Below are 21,010 nucleotides of genomic sequence, written 5' to 3'. Positions count from 1 at the left end.
CGGCGCTGCTGAAGGCTTCGGCCTGGATCGCCGAGGTTTCCTTGAGTTTGAGCGCAGCTTCCTGGGCGATGGCAAACCCGGCGCCACGGCCGATGACCATCAGGCGTTGGCAGTCGCGCAGGGCGTCGATGGCCAGGCTCCAGTCCTGGGTCGCCGCTTCGCGCAGGCCCGCAGGCAAGGCGTGACAGGCTTCGAGCAGACCATCTTCCTGATTCCAGTGGCCGACCAACTGGGCGCTGGCGCTCAAGGTGGCGATAAAGCTCTTGGTCGCGGCCACGCTGCGCTCGGGGCCTGCGCACAGCGGTACATGGAATTCACACGCAGCCTCCAGGGGCGAGTCCTCGGCGTTGACCAGCGACACACTCAACGCGCCGCGCTTGCGCAGCAGGCGCAGGCTGTTGACCAGGTCCGGGCTCTGCCCCGATTGGGAGAAACCAAAGGCTACCTGGCCGCTGACTTTCAGCGGCGCCTGCGACAGCGTCACCACGGACATTGGCAGCGACGCCACCGGAATGCCCACGTGCTGCATGGCCAGGTAGGCGAAGTAACTGGCGGCGTGGTCCGAGCTGCCACGGGCGATGGTCATTGCCACTTGCGGCGGCTGGCGGCGCAGGCGACCGGCGACCTCGGCCAGCAGCGGGTCGAGGCATTGCAATTGGGCCGCGACGGCCTCACAGGAGGCCAGGGCCTCTTCAAGCATTTTTGAAGTCAATGGTTTCTCCTTCGACCATTACGTCGGTGAGGTGCAGGGAGCGGTCCAGGCGCACGCAGTCGGCAAAGCTGCCGGGTTGCAGACGGCCGCGTTGTTCCAGGCCCAGATAGTCCGCAGGAAATTGCGACAGGCGCTGTGAAGCTTCGTTGATAGGCAGGCCGATCTTCACCAGGTTGCGCAGCGCCTGATCCATGGTCAGGGTGCTGCCGGCCAGGGTGCCGTCGGCCAGGCGTACGCCGCCCAGGCATTTGGTCACGGTATGGCTGCCCAGCTTGTATTCACCGTCGGGCATGCCGGCGGCGGCGGTGGAGTCGGTGACGCAGTACAGGCACGGGATCGAGCGCAGGGCCACGCGCATGGCGCCGGGATGCACGTGCAGCAGGTCCGGGATCAGTTCTGCGTAGGTCGCATGGGCCAATGCCGCGCCGACGATGCCCGGCTCGCGGTGATGCAGCGGGCTCATGGCGTTGTACAAATGGGTGAAGCTGGTAGCGCCGGCGGCCAGGGCGGCGACGCCTTCTTCATAGCTGCCCAGGGTGTGGCCGATCTGCATGCGCACGCCGCGCTGGCTGAGGGCGCGGATCAGGCCGTCATGGCCGGCGATTTCCGGGGCAATGGTGATCACCCGGATCGGTGCCAGGCGCAAGTACTCCTCGACCTCGGCCATCAATGCGGTGTGGGCGAAGTTGGGTTGTGCGCCGAGTTTGCCGGGATTGATGTAGGGACCTTCCAGGTGTACGCCCAGTACACGGGCGCTGCCGGCCGGGCGGTTTTCGCAGAACTGGCCGAGTTCGCCGAGCACCCGGGAGATCTCCTCGACCGGGGCAGTCATGGTGGTGGCCAGCAACGAAGTGGTGCCGAAACGCACATGGGTGCGGGTGATGGTCTCGAAGGCGCTGCGGCCTTCCATGATGTCCTTGCCACCGCCGCCGTGCACATGCAGGTCGATAAAACCCGGCAGCAAGTAGGGCAGATCGTTGTCGGCCGGATCGCAAGGCACGCCTTCGACGGCGCTGACCTTGCCTTCGTGGTGCACCAGGCGGCCGCGAATCCAGCCGTGGGGCGTGAGGATATTGTCTTCGGACATGGCAGTTCTCTAAGGCCGCAACTCGGCGGCAAAGTCGTATCGACGCAGCTCTGCGACAAAGTCGTAGTAATCGTTGCGGCAGTAGGTGTCGGTGATCTCGATCGGCGTGTTGTCGGCGGTGTAGCCGACCCGGGTCATCAGCAGCATGGCGGTGCCGGGGGCGATGCCCACCAGGGCGGCGAATTCGTCCGAGGCGTTGATTGCCTGGATATGCTGCAGGGCGCGCACCACCGGTTTGCCGATGGATTCCAGGTGTTCATAGAGCGAGCAGCCGATGGCCTGGGGCTTGGGAATGAGCGAGGCCGGCAGGGCGCTCATCTCGATGGCCATGACGGTGTCATCGGCTTTGCGCAGGCGCTTGAGGCGCGCCACTTTGTCGGTGGGCGACAGGCACAGGCGGATCAGTTCTTCATGGGTCGGCGGGGTGATTTCCCGCTCCAGCCACTGGGAGCCGGGGACAAAGCCCTTGAGCCGCAGCATCTCGCTGAACCCCGAAAGGCGCGACAGCGGTTGTTCCAGGCGCGGCGTGATAAAGGTGCCGGAGCCCTGGTTACGACGGATCAGCCCTTGGGCGAACAACACTTCCAGGGCTTTGCGGGCGGTGACCCGGGAAATGCTCAGTTGTTCGCTGAGCACGCGTTCCGAGGGCAAGGCCTGCTCGGATTTCCATTGCCCGGCATGAATCGCTGCTTCCAGGCTGCGGGCCAGTTGCAGATAAAGCGGCGTGGATTGTTTGTCGTCGGGGCGCAGGGCCTGGATAGGATTCATCTGTAGGTTTCCGATGCGGTTATTGGAGTGTTGTCGCCCGGTATTGGCTGGAAATTAATACCACTTAAATACCATGTCAATGCTGCTAAAAGCGTGCAGATGCCTGTTTTCAAGCCCCTTAAAGGTGCCTGGTATCAAGTGGTATTAGAGAGGTCTTTATGGCGCGCAGAAAGACGCAGCCCCTGGCAGTGAAATGGTATTCACCGGCAGGGGCTGTGGGGGAGGCAGGTTTTTTTTGAATTATTTTACGAACGGTCGAAGGTTACGGGCGGATCTCGATCATCGTGCCGTCCTTGACCAGGTTCCACACTTCGCGCATGTCGACATTGCGCATGCCGATGCAGCCGTCGGTCCAGTCCAGGGTGTGGAACCACTGTTCGGGGTATTCCTCACTGTCTGGCGTGCCGTGGATCATGATCATGCTGCCGGGCTTGACCCCCTCGCGACGGGCGCGGGCGGCATCGCTGATATTGGGGTAGGAGATATGCATGGAGAGGTTGAAGCGGTCGCTGGTCTTGCGCCAGTCGATCCAGTAGAAGCCTTCCGGGGTGCGGCGGTCGCCTTCGATCAGCTTGTGGCCCTTGGGGTTCTTGCCCAGGGAAATGCGGTAGGTCTTGAGCGGCTTGCCGTCGTTGATCAGTTGCAACTGATGGGCAGACTTGAGCACCAGGATCTTCTCGACGGGTTTACCGCCCAGGGTTTGCAGGGTGGTGGCGCACGACAGGCTGGCGAACGACAGGCAGAGCAGGGCAAGCAACCAACGCATTGAAACGATATCCGTATAAAGGCTTATTGCGCCGGTTGAGTCAGGGGCGGCACCGATTCGCTGCGCACGGGGAACACCTGTTGCCGACGGTCGGCGAAAAAGCATTCTAAGGTACGCTTGACCGTGCGGAAAGCCAGCTCGGACCAAGGGATGTCGGCTTCGTCGAACAGCCTGACTTCCAGGCTCTCGGGGCCGGCGGCAAAGTCCAGGTCGATCAGTTCGGCCCGGTAGAAGATATGCACCTGGCTGATGTGCGGGACATCGATCAGCGTGTAGATACTCAGGTTGCGCACCCTGGCGCAGGCTTCCTCCAGGGTTTCGCGCATGGCGCCCTGTTCGACGGTCTCGCCGTTCTCCATAAAACCTGCGGGCAGGGTCCAGAAGCCCAGGCGCGGTTCGATGGCGCGCCGGCACAGCAACACCTGGTTGCCCCAGACCGGCAGGGTGCCGGCGACGATATTGGGATTCTGATAGTGAATGGTCTGACAGTGGTCACACACATAACGCAGGCGTGCGTCGCCTTCGGGAATGCGCTGGGTGACCGGTTTACCGCACTGGCTGCAGAAGTTCATGCTTGGGTTCCTGGGGACTGCGCCTATCTTGGCGTGCAGGGCAGTGGCCTGCAAGTTGTCGTTTAGCGACACCGCCAGGGTTTTGGGGTTGGGCACCCGTACGCTTTGGTGCATGATGCAAGGTAGCCAACAGATCGAGATGACTCATGCTGGACGAGCTACTTCGCCGGGTAAGCAATCACACACCACGCACGCTGGAAACTGACGGCCGTTTCCCTGAGGCCGCTGTACTGGTGCCGATTACCCGCAGTGACGAACCCGAGCTGATCCTGACCCTGCGTGCCAGCGGCCTGTCGACCCATGGCGGCGAAGTGGCGTTCCCGGGTGGGCGCCGCGACCCCGAAGACCCCGATCTGGTGTTCACCGCGTTGCGCGAGGCCGAAGAGGAAATCGGCCTGCCACCGGGCCTGGTGGAAGTGATCGGCCCCTTGAGCCCGCTGATCTCCCTGCATGGCATCCGCGTGACCCCGTATGTGGGGGTGATTCCCGATTACGTCGAGTACCTGGCCAACGATGCCGAGATTGCCGCGGTATTCAGCGTGCCCCTGGAGTTTTTCCGCCAGGACCCGCGCGAGCACACCCACCGTATCGATTACCAGGGCCGCAGTTGGTATGTGCCCAGCTATCGCTTTGGTGAGTACAAGATCTGGGGCTTGACGGCGATCATGATCGTCGAGTTGATCAACCTGCTCTATGACGATGCCGACATCAGCCTGCACCGTCCGCCAAAAAGCTTTATCAATACTTAAGCCATCGTTTGAATGGCAAGCCGTGAGGGAAGACCATGAAATACCGCCTGGGCGATGCCCGCGTCGAGACCCATCCGCACAGTTGGGTGGCGCCCAATGCCACGCTGGTAGGCAAGGTCAAGCTGGAGGAGGGGGCCAACGTCTGGTTCAACGCGGTGTTGCGTGGCGACAACGAACTGATCCTGATCGGCAAGAACAGCAACGTGCAGGACGGCAGCGTGATGCACACCGACATGGGCTACCCGCTGACCCTGGGCACCGGCGTGACGGTGGGGCACAACGCTATGCTGCATGGTTGCACCGTTGGCGACTACAGCCTGATCGGTATCAACGCGGTGATTCTTAACGGTGCAAAAATCGGCCGGCACTGCATCATCGGCGCCAATTCGTTGATCGGCGAGGGCAAGGAAATCCCTGACGGCTCGCTGGTGATGGGCTCGCCCGGCAAGGTGGTGCGGGAATTGACCGAGCAGCAGAAAAACATGCTTGAGGCCAGTGCTGCGCACTATGTGCATAACTCCCAGCGCTATGCCCGTGATCTGGTCGAGCAGGAAGAATGAGTGCAGTTGAACGCCCCGTCGCCTCGCCCTGCGTGAGCATTTGTGCGTTGGATGACGACGATATCTGCACCGGTTGCCAGCGCAATGTCGACGAAATCACCCGTTGGAGCCGCATGGACAACGCCGAGCGGCGGGTGGTGCTGGGGTTGTGTCATGAGCGGGCGCTGGCCAGCGGGGTGGTATGGATGATTCCTGGTAAATCTGGCGCCTGATAGACCGCTATCGCGAGCAAGCCAGCTCCCACATTGGAATGCATTCCAAATGTGGGAGCGGGCTTGCTCGCGAAGGGGCCCTTCCAGACGACATCCCTTTAATTGTGTACCCTGTGCGCATTACCCACAGGTCCCTCGCCCCATGCTCTTCCTGATCGCCTACATCAGCAGCGTCGTGCTGATCAACTTCGCCTTTTCCACCGCCCCGCACCTGGACGTCATCTGGTCCGCCTGGGGTGGCCTGGTGTTTATCCTGCGGGACATGGTGCAAACGCGCTTCGGCCACGGGGCGATCATCGCCATGCTCGCGGCACTGGTGCTGTCCTACCTCACCTCCGATCCGTCCATCGCCCTGGCCAGCGCCACGGCGTTCGCAGTGTCCGAGTGCATTGACTGGCTGGTCTTCAGCATCACCAAGCGCCCGTTGCATGACCGCCTGTGGATCAGTTCGGCACTGAGCATTCCCCTCGATACCTTTATCTTTTTTGGCCTGATTGGCGCGTTGACACCCGCTGTGGTCGGCACCGCCCTGGCCTCGAAATTTGCCGGGGTCACCGTGGTGTGGCTGGCGATGGCCTGGCGTTTGCGTCGCCAGCGGCTCGCCAACTGAGGCCAATTGCTGCCGTTCATGTAAAATGCCGGCCTTTCTCCCCCTGATCCGCTCCCCTGAGGACCTGAGATGACCCGAATCGGAACTCCATTGTCGCCAACCGCGACCCGCGTATTGATGTGTGGCTGCGGTGAACTGGGCAAGGAAGTGGTAATCGAGCTGCAGCGCCTGGGCGTTGAAGTGATTGCCGTGGATCGCTACGCCAACGCGCCGGCCATGCAAGTGGCGCATCGCAGCCATGTGATCAACATGCTCGACGGCGCGGCCCTGCGGGCGGTGATCGAGGCTGAAAAGCCGCACTTCATCGTGCCGGAAATCGAAGCCATCGCCACCGGTACCCTGGTGGAGCTGGAAGCCGAAGGTTTCACCGTGATCCCTACCGCCCGTGCGGCGCTGCTGACCATGAACCGTGAGGGCATTCGTCGCCTGGCTGCTGAAGAGCTGGATCTGCCGACCTCGCCGTACCACTTCGCCGACACCGTGGAAGACTACCGCAAGGCCGTCGAAGATCTGGGCTTCCCTTGTGTGGTCAAGCCGGTGATGAGTTCGTCGGGCAAGGGCCAGAGCCTGTTGCGCAGTGCCGACGATGTGCAGAAAGCCTGGGACTACGCCCAGGAAGGCGGGCGTGCCGGCAAGGGCCGGGTGATTATCGAAGGGTTTATCGACTTCGATTACGAAATCACTCTGCTGACCGTGCGTCACGTCGGCGGCACCACTTTCTGCGCACCTGTCGGCCACCGCCAGGAGAAGGGCGACTATCAAGAGTCCTGGCAGCCCCAGGCCATGAGCCCGGTGGCCCTGGCCGAATCCGAGCGCGTCGCCAAGGCTGTGACCGAGGCGTTGGGCGGTCGTGGCCTGTTTGGTGTGGAGTTGTTCATCAAGGGCGACCAGGTGTGGTTCAGCGAAGTCTCGCCGCGCCCGCATGACACGGGCCTGGTGACCTTGATTTCCCAGGACTTGTCGCAGTTTGCCTTGCATGCGCGGGCGATTCTGGGGTTGCCGATTCCGTTGATCCGCCAGTTCGGGCCATCGGCGTCGGCGGTGATTCTGGTGGAAGGGCAGTCGACCCAGGCTGCGTTCGCCAATCTCGGTGCCGCCTTGAGCGAGCCGGATACCGCGCTGCGTCTGTTCGGCAAGCCAGAAGTGAATGGCCAGCGCCGCATGGGCGTGGCGTTGGCGCGGGATGAGTCGATCGAGGCTGCCCGAGCCAAGGCGACCCGTGCCTCACAGGCTGTGGTTGTAGAGCTCTAAAAGCATCGCGGGTAAGCCCGCTCCCACATTTGGATACATTCCCAGTGTGGGAGCGGGCTTGCCCGCGATAGCGGTCTATCAGGCGACCTTGTTCAAATCATTATCCCGCGTCTCTTTCAGGCACAGCACCGCAATCAAGCTGAGCAACGCTGCCGCCGACACATACCCGCCGACATAACTCAGGCCACCCATCGCCACCAGTTTGGTCGCGAAAAACGGTGCGGCCGAAGCCCCCACGATCCCGCCCAGGTTATACGCCGCCGAAGCCCCGGTATAACGCACGCGTGTCGGGAACAATTCCGGCAACAACGCCCCCATAGGCGCAAATGTCACGCCCATCAGGAACAGTTCCAGGCACAGGAACAACGCCACCGCCCAGGTTGAGCCGTGAGTCAGCAGCGGTTCCATGGTAAAGCCGGAAAGAATCGCCAGCACCGCACCGACTATCAACACCGGTTTGCGCCCATAACGGTCACTGGCCAGGGCTGCCAGCGGCGTGGCCGCGCCCATGAACAACACGGCAAAGCACAGCAGCGCAAGGAAGGTTTCGCGGCTGTAGCCCAGGGTGCTCACACCGTAACTCAGGGAAAATGCTGTGGTGATGTAGAACAGCGCATAACACACCACCATCGCCGCCGCGCCCAGCAACACCTGCAACCAATGCTGGCTGAACAGTTCCACCAGCGGCACTTTCACCGGTTTTTCCTTGGCGACCGCGTTGGCGAACACCGGGGTTTCATGCAGCTTCAGGCGCGCATACAGGCCGACCATTACCAACGCTGCGCTGAGCAGGAATGGAATGCGCCAGCCCCAACTGCGAAATTGTTCGTCGTCCAGGTTCATGGCCAGGATCAGGAACAGCCCGTTGGCCGCCAGGAAACCAATGGAAGGCCCCAATTGCGGGAACATGCCGAACCAGGCGCGCTTGCCCTTGGGCGCGTTCTCGGTGGCCAGCAAGGCCGCGCCACCCCATTCGCCGCCCAGGCCCAGGCCCTGGCCGAAACGCAATACGCAGAGCAGGATCGGCGCCCAGGCGCCAATGGAGTCGTAGCCGGGCAGCAAGCCGATCAACGTGGTACAGACGCCCATCAACAAAAGAGAGGCGACCAGCGTCGACTTGCGCCCGATGCGGTCACCGAAGTGCCCGAACAGCGCCGAGCCCAGTGGCCGGGCGATAAACGCGATACCGAAGGTCAGGAACGCCGCCAGCATCTGCGCGGTGCCGGAGCTCTGCGGGAAGAACACCGGGCCGATTACCAGCGCAGCGGCCGTGGCATAGATATAGAAGTCGTAGAACTCGATGGCCGTGCCGATGATGCTCGCGGTCGCGACCCGGCTGGTCGAGTTGGTCGGGGCGGCGGGCGCGGCCTCGTCATAGGTGGTGCTCATTGAGGTATCCCTGATGGTCATTGCGCCTTTGGCGCGGATTGTTATTGGTCTTGCACCCAGGGATCAGGGCAGTGCGCGGCATCGACTCGGGATGGGAGCGAGTGCCGGTCAGACTCGATAAAACGATGCCTGGACACGCTCAGTGCGGATAGCACGCGGTCGGGCGGGGCTTGGGTAAGCTGGATCGATTATAGGAAGGCGCGCGCGGATACAACAAGAGGTGCGAACGCAGGAGATCAAATGTGGGAGCGGGCTTGCCCGCGATGCAGGCGCCTCGGTGTATCAGTGATACCGAGGTGATGCTATCGCGGGCGAGCCCGCACAAGCCCATCCACGGTGAGTCAGTTGGCGATCGGTGCCGAACCGATATGCCAGATCAGCACCTTGCTCACCCGGTTGTCCTCGGTCTCAAGGATTTCCAGGCGATAGCGGCCGATCTTCAGGCACACCGCGCAATCGGGAATGGTCTCCAGGGCTTCGGTCACCAGGCCGTTGAGGGTCTTGGGGCCATCGCTGGGCAGGTGCCAACCCAGGCACTTGTTCAATTCACGGATCGATACCGCGCCGTCAATCACATAACGTCCGTCTGGCTGGGCCTGGATCAGCGGGTTGTCCAGGCTCTGTTCGCTTTCGAATTCGCCGACGATCTCTTCCAGGATGTCTTCCAGGGTGACGATGCCCAGCACTTCGCCGTATTCGTCCACCACCATGCCCAGGCGGCGTTGCTGTTTGTGGAAATTCAGCAGCTGCAGCTGCAGTGGCGTGCTTTCCGGGACGAAGTACGGTTCATGGCAGGCTGCCAGCAGGGCGTCCTTGGTCAGGCTGGCATCGGGCAACAGATGCTGGATCTGCCGGGTGTTGAGCACCGCCTCGACCTGGTTGATATCGCTGTGGAACACCGGTAGCCGCGTGCGCTGGGAGGTGCGCAGTTGTTCGATGATGTCTTCGATGGGGTCGTCGAGGTTGATGCCGTCGACTTCACTGCGCGGCACCAGGATGTCATTGACGGTGATGTTGTCCAGGGCATGGATGCCGGGCATGCCCTGGGCACGGTCTTCGCTGTCGTCCGTGGCCTGCTCGTCGGCGTGGTCGGGCTGTGGCTCGTCGCTGTTCTTGACGACCCCGGGCTTGCGGGCGAAAGGGCGCAGCAACAGCAAACTGATGCCATTGAGCAGCCAGGCCAGGGGGTAGAGGATTTTCAGCGGTATGCCCAGCAGTGTATTGCCAAACCCCAGCACTGCATGTGGATAGCGGGTGGCGAGGGTGCGTGGCAGATAGTCGGCCAGCACCAGCAGCAGCGCACTGGAGATCAGCCAGCCGAGCCAGGGACCGTTTTCGGCCCAGGCATAGATCGCCAGCAGGGTGCAGAGGATTACCACCACCGCACGGCACAAGGTATTGCACAGGATCAGGCTGTTGCGGGGGAAGCTGAGGCGGGCGGCGGCCTTGTCACCCTGGCGCGTGCCGGGGCGCAAGGCTAGCAAGTGGTGCTGGGCCGCTTCGATGGCGGTAAACAGCGCCGACCATAAGACCAGCAGGGCCACTACCGCGAGCATGGGCTCAAGGGGCAAATTGTCCATAATCGCTGCCCGTCAGATATGCAGGATGAATTCGCGAACCAGCTTGCTGCCGAAATACGCCAGCATCAACAGGCAGAAGCCGGCCAGGGTCCAGCGGATAGCCTTGTGCCCACGCCAGCCGAGGCGGTTACGGCCCCACAACAGCACGCTGAACACCACCCAGGCCAGGCACGCCAGCAGGGTCTTGTGTACCAGATGCTGGGCGAACAGGTTCTCGACGAACAGCCAGCCGGAAATCAGCGACAGCGACAACAGCGTCCAGCCGGCCCAGAGGAAGCCGAACAGCAGGCTTTCCATGGTCTGCAGCGGCGGGAAGTTCTTGATCAGCCCGGACGGGTGCTTGTGCTTGAGCTGGTGATCCTGCAACAGCAGCAGCAAGGCCTGGAACACCGCAATGGTGAACATGCCATAGGCCAGGATCGACAGCAGGATATGCGCGAGGATGCCCGGCTCCTCGTCAATCACCTGCACCGTGCCGGTGGGGGCGAACTGCGCCAGCAGCACCGTCAGCATGCCCAGGGGGAACAGCAGCAACAGCAGGTTTTCTACCGGGATCCGCGCGCAGGCCAGCAGCGTCAAGGCAATCACGGCGGCGGCAATCAGGCTGGCGGCGCTGAAAAAATCCAGGCCCAGGCCCACCGGGGTCATCAGGTGGGTGAACAGGCTGGCAGCGTGGGCCAGCAGGGCGAGCACGCCAAGCCCGGCCAGCAGGCGTTTGTCCGCCCTGGCGCGTTGGGCCAGGCGGGTGCCCTGATAGAGGGTCGCAGCGGCATACAAGAGTGCGGCGGCGAGACTGGGTAGCAAACTGGGTGACAAAGGGAGCATAAATCCTGTTAGGCAAGCCCGAAAGCCGATGAGTTTGGCACACACCTGCGTTCCACGAAAGACCACCGGGCCAGACAGCGGGTGTGCATGGCGACAGTCTTCGCTATAATCCGCGACCTGCCCACGCCGCAGGCTCGCCGAGCGCTGTTTTTAATAGCGATTTATCACAGCCTGGGCCGCCATTACCTCGGTCTACCAATGCATTTCGATGAATAGGGCCTGAAAGGATCGCGCATGTTTGAAAATCTGACTGACCGTCTCTCGCAGACGCTGCGCCATGTCACCGGCAAGGCCAAGCTGACCGAGGACAATATTAAAGACACCCTGCGCGAAGTGCGCATGGCGTTGCTGGAAGCCGACGTCGCCTTGCCTGTGGTCAAGGATTTCGTCAACTCGGTCAAGGAGCGTGCGGTCGGCACTGAAGTGTCCCGCAGCCTGACGCCGGGCCAGGCCTTTGTGAAGGTCGTACAGGCCGAACTCGAAAGCCTGATGGGCGCGGCCAACGAAGATTTGAACCTCAGCGCCGTGCCGCCGGCCGTTGTGCTGATGGCCGGTTTGCAGGGTGCGGGTAAAACCACTACCGCTGCCAAGCTGGCGCGCTTCCTTAAAGAGCGCAAGAAAAAATCCGTGATGGTGGTGTCGGCCGACGTATACCGTCCGGCCGCGATCAAGCAGCTGGAAATGCTCGCCGGTGAAGTCGGCGTGACATTCTTCCCGTCCGACCTGAGCCAGAAGCCGGTCGACATTGCCAACGCCGCTATTAAAGAAGCCAAGCTCAAGTTTATCGACGTGGTGATCGTCGATACCGCCGGTCGCCTGCACATCGATGAAGAGATGATGGGCGAGATCAAGGCGCTGCATGCCGCGATCAACCCGGTAGAAACCCTGTTCGTGGTCGACGCCATGACCGGCCAGGACGCGGCCAACACCGCCAAGGCCTTTGGTGACGCACTGCCGCTGACCGGCGTGATCCTGACCAAGGTCGACGGTGATGCCCGTGGCGGTGCCGCACTGTCGGTGCGCGCAATCACCGGCAAGCCGATCAAGTTCATCGGTATGGGCGAGAAGACCGAAGCGCTCGAACCGTTCCACCCAGAGCGGATCGCCTCGCGGATCCTTGGCATGGGCGACGTGCTCAGCCTGATCGAGCAGGCCGAGCAGACCCTCGACAAGGACAAGGCCGACAAACTGGCCAAGAAGCTGAAGAAGGGCAAGGGCTTCGACCTCGAAGACTTCCGCGACCAGTTGCAACAGATGAAGAACATGGGCGGCCTTGGCGGCCTGATGGACAAGCTGCCGAACATGGGCGGTGTGAACCTGGCGCAAATGGGCAATGCCCAGGGCGCGGCAGAGAAGCAGTTCAAGCAGATGGAAGCCATCATCAACTCCATGACCCCGGCCGAGCGCCGCGACCCTGAGCTGATCAGTGGTTCGCGCAAGCGTCGGATCGCCATGGGTTCCGGCACCCAGGTGCAGGACATTGGTCGCTTGATCAAGCAGCACAAGCAGATGCAGAAGATGATGAAGAAATTCTCGGCCAAAGGCGGCATGGCCAAAATGATGCGCGGCATGGGTGGCATGATGCCCGGTCGCGGCATGCCTAAAATGTAAAGAATTCGCGCAAGGGCTTGCTCTTGCGCAGACCCACAGGGATGTGGGATCTCCAGCAAACCCGCCGTTGGCGGGAGCTGACTCGCCGTTTTAACCGACGGCTCTATAGCAGATCTGAATGGCACGCGGTCAGGCGCCGGAAAAAGACATTTGCAAAAGTCCGGATATTCCTTAGAATATGCGGCCTTTCGGGCACCCATGCCCGCTGTGCATTTAGATTTGCAGCACCGACTACAGGAACGATGTTCACATGCTAACAATCCGTCTTGCCCTTGGCGGCTCCAAAAAGCGCCCGTTTTACCACTTGACCGTAACCGACAGCCGCAACCCGCGTGACGGTTCGCACAAGGAACAGGTTGGTTTCTTCAACCCTGTTGCTCGTGGTCAAGAAGTTCGTCTGTCCGTGAACCAAGAGCGCGTAGCCTACTGGCTGAGCGTTGGTGCACAGCCTTCCGAGCGTGTTGCCAAGTTGTTGAAGGACTCGGCTAAGGCCGCAGCCTGAGCAATATGAACGCGACGCCAGCTGTTGCTGATGATTTGATCGTTATCGGCAAGATTTACTCTGTTCATGGCGTTCGCGGCGAAGTGAAGGTGTATTCCTTTACTGATCCGACTGAAAACCTGTTGCAGTACAAGACCTGGACGCTCAAGCGCGAAGGTAGTGTGAAACAGGTCGAGCTGGTCAGTGGACGCGGGAACGACAAGTTCCTGGTCGCAAAGCTCAAGGGTCTCGATGATCGTGAAGAAGCGCGTCTTCTGGCCGGTTATGAGATCTGCGTGCCGCGCAACCTGTTCCCTGAATTGACCGACGGCGAGTACTACTGGTACCAGCTGGAAGGTCTGAAGGTCATTGATCAACTCGGGCAATTGCTCGGGAAAATCGATCATCTTCTGGAAACCGGCGCCAATGATGTAATGGTGGTCAAGCCTTGCGCTGGCAGCCTGGATGATCGCGAACGCCTGTTGCCCTATACCGAGCAATGCGTGTTGGCCGTCGACCTGGCAGCGGGCGAGATGAAGGTGGAATGGGATGCGGACTTCTAAGCGTGGCTAACTTGCGCGTTGAAGTGATCAGTTTGTTTCCCGAGATGTTTTCCGCCATCAGCGAGTACGGCATCACCAGTCGGGCGGTGAAACAGGGGCTCTTGCAGCTTACCTGTTGGAACCCGCGAGACTACACGACGGATCGACATCACACTGTGGACGATCGCCCATTTGGCGGTGGCCCGGGCATGGTGATGAAGATCAAGCCCCTGGAAGACGCCCTGGTTCAGGCCAAGGCAGCAGCAGGGGAGAAGGCGAAGGTAATTTACCTGTCCCCTCAAGGCCGCCAGCTTAATCAGTCGGCGGTACGCGGTCTGGCGAATGAGGAAGCATTGATCCTGATTGCCGGTCGCTATGAAGGCATTGACGAGCGTTTTATTGAAGCTCATGTCGATGAAGAGTGGTCGATTGGGGACTATGTCTTGTCTGGCGGTGAGCTGCCGGCGATGGTCCTGATAGATGCGGTTACACGACTGCTGCCTGGAGCTTTAGGGCATGCGGACTCCGCGGAGGAAGATTCCTTCACGGATGGTTTGCTGGATTGCCCGCACTACACCCGACCGGAGGTGTATGCGGATCAGCGTGTTCCCGACGTATTGCTAAGTGGCAATCACGCACACATCCGGCGTTGGCGTTTACAGCAGTCCCTTGGTCGGACCTATGAACGACGCGCCGATCTTCTGGAAAGCCGCTCGCTTTCTGGAGAAGAGAAGAAGCTGCTTGAGGAATACATCCTCGGGCGGGACGATAGTTAACAACGTATCGATGGTAAATCCGACGATTTACCTTAGGAGCACAGCATGACTAACAAAATCATCCTTGCACTCGAAGCAGAGCAGATGACCAAAGAGATCCCTACCTTTGCCCCGGGCGACACCATTGTCGTTCAGGTGAAAGTGAAGGAAGGCGACCGTTCGCGTCTGCAAGCGTTCGAAGGCGTCGTTATCGCCAAGCGTAACCGTGGTGTGAACAGTGCTTTCACTGTTCGTAAAATCTCCAACGGTGTTGGCGTAGAGCGTACTTTCCAGACCTACAGCCCGCAAATCGACAGCATGGCCGTTAAACGTCGCGGTGACGTACGTAAAGCCAAGCTGTACTACCTGCGTGACCTGTCTGGTAAAGCAGCTCGCATCAAGGAAAAACTGGCTTAAGCCCAGCTTCCCGATGCAGAAAAAAGCAGCCTACGGGCTGCTTTTTTGTGCCTGAAATTTGCTCAGGACCTGTAGCGAACGCATTGCTCGAATTGACGAAATTCACATGTGGGAGCTGTCGAGCTTCAGCGAGGCTGCGATGACGGTGGGTCAGGCAACATTTTCAGTGCCAGTACCGCCGCTATCGCAGCCTCGCTGAAGCTCGACAGCTCCTACAAGGTTTTCAGCTCGCCAGGTTTAGGCGGGCTGGATTACCGCCAACAACGTCCAGCCGGCCACTGGCTTCAAGCTGCTCTCAGGGGTCACCACATGCACCCAGCCGTTGGTATCGCGGGCAAACAGCAAAGTCGCCCGCTCGCCATGCAGCGTCTGATAGTCATCCCAGCCAAAACCCTCGGTCAGGTTAGTGCTGTACAACTCGGCACCTTGCCCCAACAGGCTCGCCAGTTTGGTGTAGCTCAGCGGTTGGCTGCCCAGTAGCTGCCCGCGATGCTCACCGCTGGCCCGGTGTTTGTCGGTGCGTCGGCTTTCCTGGCTGCTCGCCAGGGCAAACAGCCGATGACCGAACTCATGACGAAAACGCATGGCGGCCAAGGTGTTCAGCTCGCCCGAGGGTGATAGCGCCAGCAGATGGCCAAGGCCCACCAGGTCCAAGTGGGATTCGGCATGTTGCGAGGCCGGGTTGCCGAAGTAAGTGGGCAGGCCTTCCATGCGGCTGGCACGGATGTTTTCCCAACTGGAGTCAGTCAGCAGCACCCGGCTGCCCAACTGCTGGAGCGCCTTGCCCAGGATGCGCGCAGGAGCATTGGCGCCGACAATCAGAAAGCCACTCGGCGCCGGCTCAGCCACTTTCAATAGGCGCGCCAAGGGTCGTGCGGTGGCGCTTTGTAGCACCACCGTGCCGATAATCACCGCGAAGGTCAGTGGCACCAGCAGCAACGCACCCTCATGGCCGGCTTCATCCAGGCGGATTGCAAAAATTGCCGACACCGCCGCCGCCACAATCCCACGCGGGGCAATCCACGCCAGCAATGCCCGTTCCCGCCAGTTCAGGTTCGAGCCAAAGGTCGACAGCGCAACGTTCAAGGGGCGGGCAATAAACTGAATGATCAGCAGCAGGATCAACACGAATGGCCCCAGGGCAATCAGTGCGTTGAGGTCCAGGCGCGCGGCCAGCAGGATAAACAGCCCGGAAATCAGCAAGACACTGAGGTTCTCCTTGAAGTGCAGGATATGCCGCACGTCGACGCCCTTCATATTGGCCATCCACATGCCCATCAGCGTCACCGCCAGCAGGCCGGATTCGTGCATCACTTGATTGGACGCGATGAAGATCCCCAGCACCGCAGCCAGGGTCGCCAGGTTGTGCAGGTATTCGGGCAGCCATTGCCGGCGCATGATCTGCCCCAGCGCCCAGCCGCCGGCAATGCCGAACGCGCTGCCGCAGGCAATCACCCCGGCAAAGGTCAGCAGGCTATGGCTCAAGCCGTCACCGGAAGCGCGGGCGATGATAAAGCTGTAGACCACCACCGCCAGCAGCGCACCAATCGGGTCGATAACAATGCCTTCCCAGCGCAGGATATTGGCGATCGAGGCTTTCGGCCGGACCACCCGCAGCATCGGCACGATCACCGTCGGCCCGGTCACCAGGGTCAGCGTGCCGAACAGCAAGGCCAGCAGCCAGTCAAAACCCAGTAGCCAATGGGTCGCGACGGTGATCACCGCCCAGGTCGACAGCGCGCCGACGGTGACCAGGCGGTGTACCACGCTGCCGATCTCTTTCCATTCCGACAGGTGCAGGGTCAGGCTGCCCTCAAACAGAATCAGCGCTACCGCCAGGGACACCAGCGGCATCAGCAACGGCCCGAACATTTCCTGCGGGTCGAGCCAGCCCAGCACCGGGCCGACGAGGATTCCGGTCAGCAGTAGAAACAGGATCGCCGGCAGTTTCAGGCGCCAGGCCAGCCATTGGCAGCCCAATGCCGCCGCGCCAATACCGCCAAAAGCCAACAGAATCTGTTGTTCGTTCATTGAAGCTCCCTGTTCCTTGAAGTTGCAGGCTATGAAAGACTAGCGGGCTTCGTCACAGTTCACTCATCAATTGCACAAAGCTGCGCGTCAACGTAAACGCCCCGGAGTATCCGAGGCATTTGTTTTCATGCGTTAAGTGAGTATTGCAGGGTTAAGTGTTGACTCGGTTGGTGTTTGTTTTACCCAAAGAAGGGCGTACTAGAGGTGCCTTATATAGGTGGTAGTAGATGGTCTTAATAAGACATGCCATCTTGTGGCTGAAGGTTATCTTTTTTAGAGTTAAATAGTTTGACATCAGACTTGCTGATGAATACGCCATCGTCATGCCGGATGGGTTTTTTGAAGTCAGTAATGCTTTCTAATAACTGAGATGAGGATAAAAGACTTCCTGCAAATTCTGAATCATCTTTGTTATAGTTTTTGCTATGTTTATCTCGTTCTGCGACATCTGTAAGCGAGTGCCTGGTTACAAATTGATTGCGGTGCCTTGGGTCGGCAAAGCGCTCGAAGTTTTTTTCCAGGTGTTTTATTCGTTCGCTGTCGCTGTGGTTTGAGTAGCGGTTGTCTGTTGTTTTGATTTGTGCAGGGTTTATATTTAAGTGGTTATCAATTTTCATTGGTTTTCCGGTGTTTAAAATCGAGCGTTGAGTGACTAACTGTTTTGCCGAAGGTCGGCTGTTGTTGTGTCGCTCAGTATCTGGATTTGGTTCCGGGTTTTTACTTGGGCTTTGTGAGGTTTTGCTTTAAGCGGCGAATTGTAAAATGGTATTGTTCTCAGTTATTTTGCTTATTTGAAATTGTTGTTTTCTTTTCAGAGATTTTGAGCCATCCATGCCTGCTATCGACCATCCTCTGATTGACCGTTTCCTCGATGCCCTCTGGCTGGAAAAAGGCCTGTCGGACAACACCCGCCAGTCGTATCGCAGCGACCTGGCCTTGTTCAACGGCTGGCTGCAGGAGAAAAACCTGGAATTGGCCCATGCCGGGCGCGAGTTGATCCTGGATCACCTGGCCTGGCGGCTTGAGCAGAACTACAAGCCGCGCTCCACCGCAAGATTTCTCTCGGGTGTGCGTGGCTTTTATCGCTATCTATTGCGTGAAAAGCTGATAGCCGTCGACCCCACTCTACAAGTCGATATGCCACAACTGGGTAGGCCTTTGCCTAAATCCCTGTCGGAAGCTGATGTCGAAGCCCTGTTGGCCGCCCCGGACTTGAGCGAAGCCATCGGCCAGCGCGACCGCGCCATGTTGGAGGTGTTGTACGCCTGCGGCCTGCGCGTCACCGAATTGATCAGCTTGACCCTGGAACAGGTCAACCTGCGCCAGGGCGTGTTGCGGGTGATGGGCAAGGGCAGCAAGGAGCGCCTGGTACCCATGGGCGAAGAGGCGATTGTGTGGGTCGAGCGCTACATGCGCGACGCCCGCAGTGAACTGCTCGGCGGGCGCCCCAGTGACGTGCTGTTCCCCAGCCTGCGCGGCGAGCAGATGACCCGCCAGACCTTCTGGCACCGCATCAAGCACCAGGCCAGGGTGGCCGGGATCGGCAAGTCGCTGTCCCCCCACACCCTGCGCCATGCCTTTGCCACGCATCTGCTCAACCATGGCGCGGACTTGCGGGTGGTGCAGATGTTGCTGGGCCATAGCGACTTGTCCACCACGCAGATTTATACCCACGTGGCGCGCGCAAGGTTGCAGGACCTGCATGCCAAACATCACCCACGGGGCTGACAGGTCCCAATTTGGCCGCTGGCGTCTGCCCTGGCGCCCAATTGTGGTAGGCTTTGCCGGTTTGCAAAGGGGACGGTCCCGAGCCGTGTTTCCAGATCGGCGTCCTGGCCTTCGTCCCTGCATCTGCCTTCAGGAGTTCCCATGCGCTTGACCCAGATTTTTGCCGCCGCAGCTATTGCGTTGGTCTCAACCTTTGCCGTCGCCGATGACGCCGCCGAGAAGACAATCCGTAAGAGTCTGGAAAGCCTCCAGCTCGAAACCCCGGTCGAAAGCATCAGCGCCAGCCCCATGGCCGGCCTGTATGAAGTCAAGCTCAAGGGCAGCCGCGTGCTCTACGCCAGTGCCGACGGCCAGTACATCGTCCAGGGCTACCTGTTCCAATTGAAAGACGGCAAGCCGGTCAACCTCACCGAGAAGGCCGAGCGCCTGGGCGTGTCCAAGTTGATCAACGGTATTCCGGTTGCAGAAACCGTGGTGTACCCGGCCATTGGCGAAACCAAGACCCATATCACCGTATTTACCGACACCACATGCCCGTACTGCCACAAGCTGCACGCCGAAGTGCCTGAGCTGAACAAGATGGGTGTGGAAGTACGCTACGTTGCGTTCCCGCGCCAAGGCCTGGGTTCGCCGGGCGACAAGCAGTTGCAAGCGGTCTGGTGTTCGGCTGACAAGAAAGCCGCCATGGACAAGATGGTCGATGGCAAGGACATCAAGGCTGCCGCCTGTGCCAACCCGGTGTCCAAGCAGTTCGCCCTGGGCCAGTCGATTGGCGTGAACGGTACGCCGGCCATCGTTTTGGCTGACGGCCAGGTCATTCCGGGCTACCAGCCGGCACCACAAATCGCCAAACTGGCGTTGGGTGCCAAATAAGCAGTATCGTCGAGCCTTTGACGGTCAGACCCGCGACAAATCAACGGGTCATCAATAGCGAGCCGCAGTTGTGCGGCTGTTTTCACGGCCGACCTTGAGTCGGCCGTTTCATGGGGAGTGCTTCAGTGAAACCGGTCAAAGTAGGCATCTGTGGGTTAGGGACCGTCGGTGGCGGTACCTTGAACGTACTTCAGCGTAACGCTGAGGAAATTTCCCGCCGTGCAGGGCGTGGGATTGAAGTGGCACAAATTGCCATGCGTACGCCAAAGCCTCAGTACCAAACAACCGGTATTGCGATTACCAACGATGTCTTCGACGTGGCCACAAACCCTGAAATCGACATCGTCATTGAACTGGTCGGCGGCTACACCGTCGCCCGTGAGCTGGTACTCAAGGCCATCGAGAATGGCAAGCACGTGGTCACCGCCAACAAGGCGCTGATTGCCGTGCACGGCAATGAAATCTTCGCCAAGGCCCGTGAGAAGGGCGTGATCGTTGCGTTCGAAGCGGCGGTGGCCGGTGGCATCCCGGTGATCAAGGCGATCCGCGAAGGCCTGTCGGCCAACCGCATCAACTGGGTGGCGGGGATCATCAATGGCACCGGCAACTTCATCCTCACCGAAATGCGCGAAAAGGGCCGTACCTTCGAAGACGTGCTGGCCGAGGCCCAGGCCCTGGGTTACGCCGAAGCCGACCCGACGTTTGACGTGGAAGGCATCGACGCGGCGCACAAGCTGACGATCCTGGCGTCCATCGCCTTTGGCATCCCGCTGCAGTTCGACAAGGCCTACACCGAAGGCATCACCAAGCTGACCACTGCCGACGTGAACTACGCCGAAGCCCTGGGCTACCGCATCAAGCACCTGGGTGTAGCGCGTAGTACTGAGGCGGGCATCGAGCTGCGTGTGCACCCGACCCTGATTCCGGCCGATCGCCTGATCGCCAACGTCAATGGCGTGATGAACGCGGTGATGGTCAACGGTGATGCCGCTGGTTCGACCCTGTTCTACGGCGCCGGCGCCGGCATGGAACCGACCGCTTCGTCGGTGATCGCCGACCTGGTGGACGTGGTCCGTGCCATGACCAGCGACCCGGAAAACCGCGTGCCGCACCTGGCGTTCCAGCCGGACTCGCTATCGGCCCACCCGATCCTGCCGATCGAAGCCTGCGAAAGTTCCTACTACCTGCGGATCCAGGCCAAGGATCATCCGGGCGTGTTGGCCCAGGTGGCCAGCATCCTCTCGGAGCGCGGCATCAACATCGAATCGATCATGCAGAAGGAAGTCGAGGAGCACGACGGCCTGGTGCCGATGATCCTGCTGACCCACCGCGTGCTGGAACAGCGCATGAACGATGCCATCGCCGCACTGGAAGCCCTGCAAGGCGTGGTCGGGCCGGTGGTACGGATTCGCGTCGAACATCTTAATTAATGCAGCTGCAAGCTATCAGCCACACGCTGCAAGCAAGAGCCGAATCGCTCTAACTTGCAGC

General features: G+C 60.3%; 23 protein-coding genes. 13 read left to right on the top strand and 10 right to left on the bottom strand.

Annotation, left to right across the window (positions count from 1 at the left end; translation table 11 throughout):
- The 5 genes from KL786_RS12550 to KL786_RS12530 all read right to left on the bottom strand — a co-directional run.
- The coding region (locus tag KL786_RS12550; protein WP_215517790.1) for an SIS domain-containing protein at positions 1-700 on the bottom strand (700 nt) is incomplete at its 3' end.
- Positions 693-1,799, bottom strand: coding sequence for an N-acetylglucosamine-6-phosphate deacetylase (gene nagA, locus KL786_RS12545; RefSeq protein ID WP_215517787.1), 1,107 nt, complete (start codon positions 1,797-1,799; stop codon positions 693-695). The genes KL786_RS12550 and nagA, both read right to left, overlap by 8 nt.
- Positions 1,800-1,808: 9 nt before the next feature.
- Positions 1,809-2,567, bottom strand: coding sequence for a GntR family transcriptional regulator (locus tag KL786_RS12540; RefSeq protein ID WP_032858256.1), 759 nt, complete (start codon positions 2,565-2,567; stop codon positions 1,809-1,811).
- A gap of 262 nt (positions 2,568-2,829) precedes the next feature.
- A complete protein-coding gene (locus KL786_RS12535) occupies positions 2,830-3,333 on the bottom strand; it encodes a L,D-transpeptidase family protein (protein ID WP_029296160.1) in 504 nt (167 codons plus the stop codon).
- A gap of 23 nt (positions 3,334-3,356) precedes the next feature.
- Positions 3,357-3,905 carry an NUDIX hydrolase gene (locus KL786_RS12530; RefSeq protein ID WP_215517786.1) on the bottom strand — a complete coding sequence of 183 codons (549 nt, stop codon included), beginning with the start codon at positions 3,903-3,905 and terminating at the stop codon, positions 3,357-3,359.
- A gap of 146 nt (positions 3,906-4,051) precedes the next feature.
- Here KL786_RS12530 and KL786_RS12525 point away from each other — a divergent pair, with 146 nt between their 5' ends.
- The 5 genes from KL786_RS12525 to purT all read left to right on the top strand — a co-directional run bounded on the left by KL786_RS12525 (position 4,052) and on the right by purT (position 7,287).
- Positions 4,052-4,654: a CoA pyrophosphatase gene (locus tag KL786_RS12525; protein WP_029296164.1), complete on the top strand. Its 603-nt coding sequence runs from the start codon at positions 4,052-4,054 to the stop codon at positions 4,652-4,654.
- Positions 4,655-4,689: 35 nt separating this feature from the next.
- The gene (locus KL786_RS12520) at positions 4,690-5,214 is read left to right on the top strand and encodes a gamma carbonic anhydrase family protein (RefSeq protein ID WP_032858254.1); all 525 of its coding nucleotides are present in this window, start codon (positions 4,690-4,692) and stop codon (positions 5,212-5,214) included.
- Positions 5,211-5,426, top strand: a complete 216-nt coding sequence (locus KL786_RS12515; protein ID WP_215517785.1) for a DUF1289 domain-containing protein — start codon at positions 5,211-5,213, stop codon at positions 5,424-5,426. The genes KL786_RS12520 and KL786_RS12515 overlap by 4 nt, the downstream gene beginning before the upstream one ends.
- Before the next feature lie 142 nt (positions 5,427-5,568).
- Entirely contained in the window at positions 5,569-6,036 is a 468-nt protein-coding gene (locus KL786_RS12510) for a VUT family protein (protein ID WP_032858252.1), read from the top strand.
- Positions 6,037-6,105: 69 nt separating this feature from the next.
- Positions 6,106-7,287: a formate-dependent phosphoribosylglycinamide formyltransferase gene (purT, locus tag KL786_RS12505; protein ID WP_215517784.1), complete on the top strand. Its 1,182-nt coding sequence runs from the start codon at positions 6,106-6,108 to the stop codon at positions 7,285-7,287.
- Between the two features lie 78 nt (positions 7,288-7,365).
- On the opposite strand, the gene KL786_RS12500 is transcribed toward purT, so the two are convergent.
- The 3 genes from KL786_RS12500 to KL786_RS12490 form a co-directional block, all read right to left on the bottom strand.
- Positions 7,366-8,676 (bottom strand): MFS transporter, encoded by a 1,311-nt coding sequence (locus tag KL786_RS12500; protein WP_065943327.1) that lies wholly within the window; start codon positions 8,674-8,676, stop codon positions 7,366-7,368.
- 341 nt (positions 8,677-9,017) lie between these two features.
- A complete protein-coding gene (locus KL786_RS12495) occupies positions 9,018-10,256 on the bottom strand; it encodes a transporter associated domain-containing protein (protein WP_215517783.1) in 1,239 nt (412 codons plus the stop codon).
- A gap of 12 nt (positions 10,257-10,268) precedes the next feature.
- Positions 10,269-11,081 (bottom strand): cytochrome C assembly family protein, encoded by an 813-nt coding sequence (locus tag KL786_RS12490; RefSeq protein WP_029296177.1) that lies wholly within the window; start codon positions 11,079-11,081, stop codon positions 10,269-10,271.
- 234 nt (positions 11,082-11,315) lie between these two features.
- Here KL786_RS12490 and ffh point away from each other — a divergent pair, with 234 nt between their 5' ends.
- The 5 genes from ffh (at position 11,316) to rplS (ending at position 14,887) form a co-directional block, all read left to right on the top strand.
- Entirely contained in the window at positions 11,316-12,692 is a 1,377-nt protein-coding gene (gene ffh / locus KL786_RS12485) for a signal recognition particle protein (protein ID WP_090290562.1), read from the top strand.
- 250 nt (positions 12,693-12,942) lie between these two features.
- Positions 12,943-13,194 (top strand): 30S ribosomal protein S16, encoded by a 252-nt coding sequence (gene rpsP, locus KL786_RS12480; protein WP_003175899.1) that lies wholly within the window; start codon positions 12,943-12,945, stop codon positions 13,192-13,194.
- Between the two features lie 5 nt (positions 13,195-13,199).
- Entirely contained in the window at positions 13,200-13,736 is a 537-nt protein-coding gene (gene rimM, locus KL786_RS12475) for a ribosome maturation factor RimM (RefSeq protein WP_010565276.1), read from the top strand.
- A complete protein-coding gene (trmD, locus tag KL786_RS12470; protein ID WP_174553279.1) occupies positions 13,718-14,491 on the top strand; it encodes a tRNA (guanosine(37)-N1)-methyltransferase TrmD in 774 nt (257 codons plus the stop codon). The genes rimM and trmD overlap by 19 nt, the downstream gene beginning before the upstream one ends.
- Before the next feature lie 45 nt (positions 14,492-14,536).
- Entirely contained in the window at positions 14,537-14,887 is a 351-nt protein-coding gene (rplS, locus tag KL786_RS12465; RefSeq protein WP_003175895.1) for a 50S ribosomal protein L19, read from the top strand.
- Between the two features lie 237 nt (positions 14,888-15,124).
- Here the strand turns inward: rplS and KL786_RS12460 are convergent, their stop codons facing one another.
- Positions 15,125-16,918 carry a cation:proton antiporter gene (locus tag KL786_RS12460; RefSeq protein ID WP_215517782.1) on the bottom strand — a complete coding sequence of 598 codons (1,794 nt, stop codon included), beginning with the start codon at positions 16,916-16,918 and terminating at the stop codon, positions 15,125-15,127.
- Positions 16,919-17,151: 233 nt separating this feature from the next.
- Positions 17,152-17,535: a hypothetical protein gene (locus KL786_RS12455; RefSeq protein ID WP_215517781.1), complete on the bottom strand. Its 384-nt coding sequence runs from the start codon at positions 17,533-17,535 to the stop codon at positions 17,152-17,154.
- 214 nt (positions 17,536-17,749) lie between these two features.
- Between KL786_RS12455 and xerD the strand changes: the two genes are divergently transcribed.
- The 3 genes from xerD (at position 17,750) to KL786_RS12440 (ending at position 20,949) form a co-directional block, all read left to right on the top strand.
- Entirely contained in the window at positions 17,750-18,646 is an 897-nt protein-coding gene (gene xerD / locus KL786_RS12450) for a site-specific tyrosine recombinase XerD (RefSeq protein WP_215517780.1), read from the top strand.
- Positions 18,647-18,787: 141 nt separating this feature from the next.
- A complete protein-coding gene (gene dsbC, locus KL786_RS12445) occupies positions 18,788-19,519 on the top strand; it encodes a bifunctional protein-disulfide isomerase/oxidoreductase DsbC (protein ID WP_032858241.1) in 732 nt (243 codons plus the stop codon).
- A 125-nt stretch (positions 19,520-19,644) separates the two neighbouring features.
- Positions 19,645-20,949: a homoserine dehydrogenase gene (locus KL786_RS12440; RefSeq protein WP_215517779.1), complete on the top strand. Its 1,305-nt coding sequence runs from the start codon at positions 19,645-19,647 to the stop codon at positions 20,947-20,949.
- Positions 20,950-21,010: the final 61 nt, after the last annotated feature.

This window comes from Pseudomonas sp. TAE6080 (assembly GCF_018732265.1).
In the GTDB taxonomy this organism is placed as follows: Bacteria; Pseudomonadota; Gammaproteobacteria; order Pseudomonadales; family Pseudomonadaceae; genus Aquipseudomonas; species Aquipseudomonas brenneri.
This window is presented reverse-complemented; position numbering and strand designations above follow the sequence as displayed.